Origin of the sequence: Spirosoma spitsbergense DSM 19989, from assembly GCF_000374085.1 — a bacterium.
Classification (GTDB): Bacteria; Bacteroidota; Bacteroidia; order Cytophagales; family Spirosomataceae; genus Spirosoma; species Spirosoma spitsbergense.
In genome coordinates this window covers 1-9,245 of the sequence record NZ_KB893454.1, presented here as the reverse complement: position 1 = coordinate 9,245, position 9,245 = coordinate 1, and the positions used below count along the sequence as shown (strand labels likewise).

7 protein-coding genes are annotated in these 9,245 nt (G+C 47.3%); 4 read left to right on the top strand and 3 right to left on the bottom strand.

All coding sequences use genetic code 11. From position 1 onward, the window contains the following. Window positions 1-362: 362 nt before the first annotated feature. Window positions 363-782, bottom strand: coding sequence for a hypothetical protein (locus B157_RS0108545; RefSeq protein WP_020602931.1), 420 nt, complete (start codon window positions 780-782; stop codon window positions 363-365). 842 nt (window positions 783-1,624) lie between these two features. Between B157_RS0108545 and B157_RS0108540 the strand changes: the two genes are divergently transcribed. Next, window positions 1,625-3,259 (top strand): capsule assembly Wzi family protein, encoded by a 1,635-nt coding sequence (locus B157_RS0108540; RefSeq protein ID WP_245565044.1) that lies wholly within the window; start codon window positions 1,625-1,627, stop codon window positions 3,257-3,259. A gap of 130 nt (window positions 3,260-3,389) precedes the next feature. Here the strand turns inward: B157_RS0108540 and B157_RS0108535 are convergent, their stop codons facing one another. Beyond that, on the bottom strand, window positions 3,390-4,436 hold the full coding sequence (locus B157_RS0108535; RefSeq protein ID WP_020602929.1) for a LacI family DNA-binding transcriptional regulator: 1,047 nt from the start codon (window positions 4,434-4,436) through the stop codon (window positions 3,390-3,392). Between the two features lie 370 nt (window positions 4,437-4,806). On the opposite strand from B157_RS0108535, the gene B157_RS0108530 reads away from it, so the two are divergent. After that, window positions 4,807-5,394, top strand: a complete 588-nt coding sequence (locus B157_RS0108530) for an RNA polymerase sigma factor (protein WP_020602928.1) — start codon at window positions 4,807-4,809, stop codon at window positions 5,392-5,394. Window positions 5,395-5,463: 69 nt separating this feature from the next. Here B157_RS0108530 and B157_RS34785 read toward each other — a convergent pair whose 3' ends face one another. Continuing rightward, a complete protein-coding gene (locus B157_RS34785) occupies window positions 5,464-6,681 on the bottom strand; it encodes a sensor histidine kinase (RefSeq protein WP_020602927.1) in 1,218 nt (405 codons plus the stop codon). 479 nt (window positions 6,682-7,160) lie between these two features. Here B157_RS34785 and kduI point away from each other — a divergent pair, with 479 nt between their 5' ends. Together kduI and B157_RS0108515 are read left to right on the top strand one after the other, a co-directional pair. Beyond that, complete coding sequence (gene kduI, locus B157_RS0108520) at window positions 7,161-8,045, top strand: 5-dehydro-4-deoxy-D-glucuronate isomerase (protein ID WP_020602926.1); 885 nt, start codon at window positions 7,161-7,163, stop codon at window positions 8,043-8,045. Between the two features lie 27 nt (window positions 8,046-8,072). Further along, on the top strand, window positions 8,073-8,993 hold the full coding sequence (locus B157_RS0108515; RefSeq protein ID WP_020602925.1) for an ROK family protein: 921 nt from the start codon (window positions 8,073-8,075) through the stop codon (window positions 8,991-8,993). Window positions 8,994-9,245: the final 252 nt, after the last annotated feature.

Here is a 9,245-nt window from a genome sequence, read left to right as displayed (position 1 = left end):
ATCCAAAACCTACACACCAAGTGGGAGACGACAACCTATAACTGGAAGGAGTTGATTAACCAATTCAGTATTATCTTTGACGAACGCATTCAAGCCCATCGCTTCGACTAAACCCCGCTGACACAGTTCAGCGAGCACATCCCAAACAACAGAAAAAGCCCTGATTATCAGGGCTTTTTCTTTTTTAGGGCTTTTCTATTTTCCCTTGTTTTCCTATGGTATTGCATTCTTTGTTACTTGTTTCTTGCGTCTGACTTCCCACCTTACAAACAGTAAACACAGGTTGACTGTGATTGAAAAATTCCACTGCGGGCTTCTTTCCTGGCCAAATACCATGACGCTATACCTGCTTATAAGACGATCTACGCCCACGCAGTTATACTGTTAGAAGAAGTGTATATAGCCTGAAATTTGTTTAGCCCCAATACTATCTGTATTCGCTCATTCTGTTTTTGCAATCGTATCGTGTGAGAATATAGTCGATCTATTGATGCCTGTGGGAGGACCTGATCAAAACTACATACACCATCCATATCAACTAGTAATTGCTCAAGTACCTGAATCGATTCTACGCGACTTTTTTTCAACTTGTGTAATTGCAGTTTACGATTTGCATAAAATGCATAGCTTGATTGCCGTTCGATAGTATCAATCGCTTCCACCAACAGTCTAAACAGTTCATGAAAACTGGTCACTGCCTGACTCCAATCAGTAATGACAGTTGACGGATTAGATATAGCGGTATAAATGCCCTTATTCTCTTGCTCAGAAGCTTTCATCATTCTATTTTGTTTAACGGTAGGTATCAAATTACAGCCTTTTTGACCTATGTCATTAAACAAAGTCACCTTATGTTTAATTATTTATTAAAATAGTTGTATAAATTATATTGCACCAATAATTACCTAAAAAGGACTAAATGGGCTGTCACTGGAGTTAAAATCAGAGAGAAGCGCTGTCAGAGTTCCAGGTAGGATAGGGGAGTGAGTCCTTTGAGAATAAAAACGGTTGAACGCTTTGGCGTCCTATCCGGCTTCTGCGCCTGCACTTTTCGGGCAGATTTTAGCGACCAACCCAGCCCTTGCTCTACTGTTGCCAGCGTTTGCGCTATCTGAGCATACAAAAAGCCTCATTTCTGCAATGTTGTAGCCCTGCTACCCGGTGGTGGCGGATTGGGTTAGCTTTGACTTACCACTGGTCTGTTCAACTACATTACTCAACTGTTCGGGAAGACACATCCAGCAGTCTTCCTATTTTCAAAACAGGGGTCTTCAGGTCAGTTTCTCGTTAGGCCATTAGCAGGTAATTCCAGCAGTTTTCAAGCCCCGCCATTCGGCTTAATGCCTACTGTTCATAACCCCATTCAGTAAATAATTGTCACCTATTAAGAAAATTGGCATAAAAAATGGCCACGTTATTGTAACATTACCAGATTATTTTAGTCTTAATGCGACCCCACACACTTATTTGATTGTCTTCTACTCGGTAAAGTCTGAGCGTTTTTTTTGATTATATAACGCCTGCTGGCATCTGTTCAATTATCTAAACAATGTTTGGTTCCATTTTTTCTTTTTTCGTACTAAGGCAATCAGTTAAGTATCGCTACACCGCCCGTTTTTTTATTATGTCGATCGGCTGCCAATGGCTGTTGGGTGCGGGTTTGCCGGGAACTGTATCGGCTCAGTCTTCTTCACCAAGCCCGCTCTACAGACCCCTTACCGGCCAGCTGGAAATAGGCGGCTTCGGCTCATCCACCGGGGAAGTGCCCTTCTGGATGCAAACCAATCAATACGGAATCGTACCAAGCCAAGCGCCTACTGTCTGGATGCGGGGTGCAACCGCCATAGGTTACCGCTCCGACTCTACCCAAAAGCGACCGAAGATAGACTGGGGGGCGGGGCTGGAAGTAGTTGGCCAGGCGGGCGCATCGCAGGCCGTAATCCTAAGTGAAGGATACGTTAAGGCCCGGCTGGGTTGGTTGGAAATTTTTGGGGGAAGGCGCAAACAGGTATTGGGTTTTGCCCAAAGTCCGCTCTCGTCCGGTTCTTTTATCTGGTCGAGAAATGCCCTGCCGATGCCCCGGATACAGATTGGCACGATCGATTATGTTCCCATAGGCTTCACCCGGAAATTTGTTGCTCTGAAGGCGTTTTTTGCGCACGGCTGGTTTGGCGACCAAACCTATGTGCAGGGCTCCTATCTCCATCAGAAAGCCCTGTCCCTCCGGCTGGGTAAACCGGCCAGTCGGTTTCATCTATACGGCTCTTTCAGCCATGAAGTACAGTGGGCTGGCTATGCCTTCTTTGCAAAAGCAGATCCTACGCTTTCGTTTAATGGGCAGTACGCTGACAGTCCTGAGGCTTACTATAACGTAGTGGTACCCGTGAACAAAGAAGCACTCAAAGATTTGTCTAAATTTACGACCAACGACCAGAACCGGGTGGGCGATCACCGGGGAGCCGCCGAAATAGCGTTGTCGGTCGACCTAAATCAGTGGACCCTATCCACCTACCAGCAACATGCTTACGACCTGGGCCGTAAACTGTACAATGGTAGAAATATTGAGGATGGATTGTATGGGCTTCGGTTACAGAGCAAGCGTCCCAACCGGTTTATCGAAGACATGGTTGTTGAACTTTTCAACTCGCAAAGCCAGGGGTATGTGCAGTTTGGTAAGTTGCTGGGTGGAGAACCGGAAAACTATCTTGTCAATGGTCAGTATCCAGACGGGTGGTCATACCAGGGTAGAACGATAGGGATACCATTCATTACCCAGACAGCCGACACAAATCCGACTTTAGGTGCCCAGACCTTTTCTCGTAATACCGCAGATGGCAAACCAGTTGGTGGTCTTTTTGGCATCAATAACAACCGGGTACTTGCTTTTAACTGGGGCGTATCGGGTTCGATACGAACGTTCCAGCGGGCAGGAAGCAGTCGCTGGCAACCCGCTTACTGGCGGTATCAACTCAGAGCTTCCTACAGTCAGAACCATGGCGTTTATTCCATCTATTCAACCGTTGGTCCTTTTCCGGATGGGATAAATCAATTCTCGGCAATGGGATCGCTGAGTAGGCCCACGCGCTGGCTGGGTGGCTCCTCTATCGTTATTAAGGCAGGCTATGACCAGGGAAAGTTGCTGCGTTACCCATCACAGACGGGATTTTACCTTGGCATTCGTAAAGACTGGCTTAAAAGCTTGCCGACGAGACAGACGAAATACTCACAGGAAAACAAGCATCTTCCTGAACATTTATAGTTCATTTGCTGCTCTCGGCAGTGAGGTGGAAACTAATGTTGAAGAAAGAGAGGCTCATCAGCTTTGTCAACGATTTTGGCTCACTTATTTAAGCAAACAGGCTAATCAGTTGTGGCTTGTTAAGATTCAATCATTTCTGGTAAACGGTAACTGAGCCCCCACGGAGTGAGGATGCCCGCACGATAAGTTGTGTTTCCATCACCTTCGTTTCTTTAGGCACAAACTCCTCCGTCGAATCCAGTTCGCGCAGGAGCAGTCGGACCGTTTCGGTCCCCATTTCCTGAATGGGCTGGCTGATGCTAGTCAACGGTGGAGAAAAAAGAGCCGAAACCGGCTCATTGTTAAAACTCACAATAGCCACATCTTCAGGAATACGAATCCCTTTCTGTTTCATGGCAAAAACGGCGGAGTACGCCATCCGGTCACTAATGACCACAACACCATCGGGCGGCTGGGGCAGGCTCATCAGCATCAACGTCTGCATAATGGTGTTTTCCTGCGTGTAATCGCAGTGGCATATGTACTGTTCTCCCAGGCTAAGTCCGTGCTTATCCAGTGCAGCCCGGTAACCCGCCACGCGCTCGTTGCTGATTACCAACTGCGTAGGCCCCGCCAGCATACCGATTCGTCGGCATCCATTTTCAATCAGATGTTCGGTCGCTTTAAAGGCCGCTGCATGATTATCGACAATTACTTTCGACACATTGACGCTTTCGGCATAGCGATCAAAAAAAACGAGCGGAATATTTTTTCGGGTCAGCCGTTCCACGTGTTCATAGCTGTCGGTATCTCTGGAGAGTGAGATAATAAACCCCTCTACCTGACTTCGCAATAGATTCTGAATGTTTATTTTTTCGCGCAGGTACGACTCGTTCGTCTGGCAAACCAGCACGCTATACCCTGCCTGTAAAGCAGCCTCCTCAATGCTGTTGAGCATGGCCGAAAAGTAATAATAGCTCAGGTTGGGCACGATGACCCCAATCGTTCTTGTCCGGCTTTTGGCCAGGTTTTTAGCCAGTTGATTCGGCTGATAATCCAGTTCCTCAGCCAGTCGTAAAACGGCACTCCGGGTTTCCGGGTGAATTTCGGGCATATCCCGCAACGCACGAGAAACGGTTGAAATAGACACACTCAGTTGCCGGGCAATGTCTTTGATGGTAACTGGCGTATTTTTCATAGGCTTGAAGTAGTGTGTATTAAGTATAATTTTTATGAGATTACTCCGTCACTAATCCTGTCTTATTGTCAGAACACGTACTCCATTGGTTTATTAAGTATACGAAAAAATTTAATCTTTCTAAGGTATACTTTTTCTCTGCAAACGTTTCCGCAAACGTTTGCAGAGAAAAAGCGCTTCAAAGCGGTTAATAATCCTTGTTTTTTTGTACTACGTTAGTAGATTAGTAGAATATACCCAGAAAATAAGGCAACTATTCATTTTCTGGTCAGTGTATCGGTTGAGAGGGAAATATAACAAAAATTGCATTTTACCCATAAAGACTAACAACCGTTACAGCGTCTTCTATATTACCAACTAACCAGTACTTATGTCTTTATCAGTCCGTTCCGATACCCTATTGATGGCTCAACTCTGGACTCGTTTCAAAGCGGGTGACGAACAGGCTTTTACCCAACTGGCCCGTATGCATTACTGGGTTTTGTTCAATCACGCTACCCGATTTACCAAAAACCGGGAGTTAATTAAAGACTGTATTCAGGAGTTGATGCTGGAATTGTGGTATCGCCGTACGAAAGTAGTCGATGCACCGTGCGTAACCAGCTATTTTATCAAAGCATTCCGCAACAACTTATTTCGGTCACTCAAAAAAGAGACGAGTCGTGAAACATCGGCAGATGAGTGGGAACGGGCCGGATTGCTGCTGACGGACGGACGGAACGGGGAAAGTGATTTGATCGTGGCCGAGTTGTTCTCCGAAAAACAGGCGTTACTTCATCAGGGTATTAATCGGCTTCCTACCCGCCAGAAAGAGGTTATCCGGCTTAAATTTTACGAGGGCATGTCTAATGAAACCATTGCAAAAGTGATGGAGATAGAGCGGCAAACGGTGGCTAATTTTCTGTATCGTGCACTAACCACGCTAAAATCTACCATCCAGACGCCTGCACCTGCCTGACTTACCCACGGCTACTTTTTATGTCGGAACGGAGACTTTCTCCAGTAGTAACGCCCTGATCATTTTCTGTCAAACCGGTAGGTAGATCAAAAATGTGGATCCGTTATCAGGCTGGCTACGTACCGTAATACTACCGTCATGGATCATAACGACCTTCTGGCAAATAGCCAGACCAATTCCGGTACCATCGTATTTGTCTTTGCCGTGTAAACGCTCAAACACCTGAAAAATCCGACTGGTATACTTCCTGTCAAAGCCAATTCCGTTATCGGCTACGCTGATTTCCCAAAATTGCTGTGCATCCGTAGCTGCATCTGCATAATGAAGCATTTCTCCGATGGGCGATACCGAATCGCTGGATATATCTGATCCAGTAACTTTTCGGCTGCTTACTCGCACCCGGGGCGGCACCGTTGTCTTTCTGAACTTAAGCGCATTAGACAATAAGTTCTGAAAAAGCTGGCGTAACTGAAGCGGACTCCCCTGCACCACCGGTAACGATTCAATCAGAACAGTCGCTTCGGCTTTGTGAATCGCTAGTTCCAGATCACTTGTTACTTCACTGACTATCTGCTCCAGTGAAACCGTTACAAATGGATCTACCTGACCAGACAGGCGGCTATAGGTCAGCAAATCCCGAATCAGCGCCGACATGCGCGTAGCAGCCACTTGCATGCGATGAATAATGCCAATGCCGTTAGTGGCCAGTTCTGCGCTATATTGATTGATCAGTATATCGCCAAAACTCTGTATTTTCCGGAGTGGCTCCTGCAAATCGTGCGACGCTACGTAGGCAAACTGCTGCAAATTCTGATTGGACCGTTGTAGCTCTACAGTAAGCTTTTTCAACGCCTTGGTCCGTTCCAGAACCCGTTGTTCCAACAGTTCTTCCTGCCTTTTCTGCTCATCAATTTCAGTGCATGTACCGAACCATTTCACAATTTGCCCTTCATCATCCTTAATGGGGCATGCCCGCCCCAGAAACCAGCGATAACTACCCGGATTTTTACGGTCGATGAAGCGATACTCCATTTCATACTCGCTGCCTGTACGGATAGCTTCTTCCCAGGTATCAATACATAATTTTACGTCGTCGGGATGCAAAATAGGGATCCAACTCTGATCGCCGTAGGATTTATCAAACCCGGTAAAGCTATACCACTGCTTATTGTAGTAATCTACGTAGCCATCTGGCTGAGCAGTCCAGACAATTTGGGGGATGAAATCAGCTAACTGATAGAAATGCTTATCAGTGGCAAACTGCATTTGTAGCGTTGAATCATTCATCAAAATCAGCTAATAAGGAGAGGCTACACTTGCCGTTTTGTCGTAACATAAGACAAGCAAATATAGGGAACTGGCCAGCATTTTTGTGTTTCTGCCGCGAAAGGCCAGCAAAAAAAATCCCATCATAAGAACTTTCTATGGTTGCTACACCAGCATCCGGGCAGCCCGGGGAAATACACCGTATACCTATATAGCCCGGTGAGGTTACTCCCACATCCCGACCACCTGACACCCCAGCAGTACCTGTAGATTCAGGTATCGGCAGGCTTTTAGCCACTGAAGCAGAACAACTCCATCCCATTCAGGAGTTAGTAAAAAACGCAAAAAGAAGCGGTCATCTTACTACTAAGTAGGGTATTTGATGCGCCTGTTCGACTCTATTGGTACAATCCACCTTACTGTCAGCGATAGTTAATCCCATTTCTTTTATCTCAAAAAATGTCCGATCCCTCTGCCAGAAGCAGACACTCCAATCTCATATGCAAACAGAACTGACTAAACCAACCAATGGCCAAATTCAACAGAAAGCAGCTTTCGAAAGCAGGTATGCGGCTTCTCCCAACGAAGTGAAAGGCATGAATACGGAACAACTCCGGCAGAATTTTCTCATTGATAACCTGTTTCAACCCGATCAGTTCCGCTGGGTACTTTCGTTTTTTGATCGGTATCTTACCGGAGGTGTTGTGCCGGTATCCGGACCTCTTACGCTGGAAGCTCCCGACCAGTTGAAGGCAGCCTATTTTCTGGAGCGTCGGGAGTTGGGAATCATCAACATTGGCGGACCGGGGCGCGTACTAGCCGATGACGTAGTATATGATCTGGACTTTAAAGAAGCCCTTTACATTGGTCAGGGAACAAAAAACATCCAGTTCATCTCGCACGAGGATGATACCCCCGCCCGGTTCTACCTGAACTCCACGCCCGCGGTTCACTCCTACCCTACCCGTAAAGTGTCGAGATCAGACGCCGAAGTGGTACAAATGGGGAGTATGGAAACAGCCAACCACCGCACCATCAACAAGCTACTGGTAAATAGTATACTACCCACTTGCCAGTTGCAGATGGGTATGACCGAGCTGAAAGCTGGCAGTGTCTGGAATACGATGCCTGCCCACACGCACGACCGGCGCATGGAGGTTTATCTGTATTTTGACCTGCCCGAAGGGCAGAGCGTCTGTCACTTTATGGGGCAACCCCAGGAAACCCGCCACATTTGGATGCAGAATGAACAGGCCGTAATTTCGCCCAACTGGTCTATTCACTCAGGTGCAGGCACCTCTAATTACACCTTTATATGGGGTATGGCAGGTGAAAACCTCGATTATGGCGACATGGATTTCTGTGCCATTCCCGATTTGCGCTGATTCCATTATCCTACCAGTCCTTAACCCATGCAAACCTATTGGGGTGTCGATTTAGGTGGCACCAAAATTGAAGGCGTTATTTTATCCTCCCCCTCTCCGGATTCAATAATTATCCGCAAGCGAATCGACACCGAAGCCCACCTGGGTTACGACCATATTGTGGGGCAGATTGGCAAACTCATCCAATTGCTCAGGGACGAAACGGGCTTGCAGCCCGAGAAGATTGGTTTTTGCACGCCCGGCACCATGGACCCAGAAACCGGTACGATGAAGAACTCGAACATGACCAGTATCAACGGAAAACCCTTTCGCGATGATCTGGCTCGTACATTGGGGGTGCCGGTTTCTACCACGAATGATGCGAATTGCTTTGCCCTCTCCGAAGCAACGATGGGCATTGTACAGGATGTTATCCCCAATTTTCGGATGGTATTCGGCGTTATTCTGGGTACGGGTGTGGGCGGAGGTGTTGTGTTTCGGGGCCTCGACGGCCTCCCGGTGGTGCAGGCAGGCAGGCAGGGAATTGGGGGCGAGTGGGGCCATAATATTCTGGAAGAGAACGGGTACGAATGCTACTGCGGCAAACGGGGTTGTAATGAACAGGTCATTTCCGGTCCGGCACTCCAGCGATTTTATAAGGAGCAGAGCGGGCAGGAACGAACCCTGAAAGTTATTCTCGAACGCTACCGGCAGGGCAACGACCCGTATGCTACGGCTACTATCGAGCGCTTACTCGAAAACTTTGGCCGGGCCGTATCTACGCTGGTCAACATCCTCGACCCGGATGCCATTGTGCTGGGCGGGGGCGTGGGAAACGTTGACCTATTGTACACCGAGGGTGTGGAGCGAGCCAAAAAATATGTGTTCAACAGTGGCAAACTCAATACGCTTTTTCTGAAACCCAAACTGGGCGATAGTGCCGGGGTATTTGGGGCAGCCCTGCTGTAAGACAGGTGACAGGTTATCGTTGCACTGACCAACAAAACACCTTCCCCAGCAAGCGAAACGTATCAAGGAAGTGATGCCGGAACCGCCAGTCAATGCTCCTCTTTTGTTGCCAGTATTTTGAGCAATGCTGTTTAAAAGTCAATGGTTCGTCAATTTTAGAAGAGTAAAAAGGCGTGTTAGTTTTGGGTCTCTGACCTCCAAAGCCTAACAACGCCTTTATGCAAAGACTTGCCTTGCTAACTACAATAGTAG

Coding starts and splice junctions, on each gene's coding strand:
- B157_RS0108545 (WP_020602931.1), bottom strand. CDS start 782: ATGATGAAAGCTTCTGAGCAAGAGAATAAGGGCATTTATACCGCTATA.
- B157_RS0108540 (WP_245565044.1), top strand. CDS start 1,625: ATGTCGATCGGCTGCCAATGGCTGTTGGGTGCGGGTTTGCCGGGAACT.
- B157_RS0108535 (WP_020602929.1), bottom strand. CDS start 4,436: ATGAAAAATACGCCAGTTACCATCAAAGACATTGCCCGGCAACTGAGT.
- B157_RS0108530 (WP_020602928.1), top strand. CDS start 4,807: ATGTCTTTATCAGTCCGTTCCGATACCCTATTGATGGCTCAACTCTGG.
- B157_RS34785 (WP_020602927.1), bottom strand. CDS start 6,681: ATGAATGATTCAACGCTACAAATGCAGTTTGCCACTGATAAGCATTTC.
- kduI (WP_020602926.1), top strand. CDS start 7,161: ATGCAAACAGAACTGACTAAACCAACCAATGGCCAAATTCAACAGAAA.
- B157_RS0108515 (WP_020602925.1), top strand. CDS start 8,073: ATGCAAACCTATTGGGGTGTCGATTTAGGTGGCACCAAAATTGAAGGC.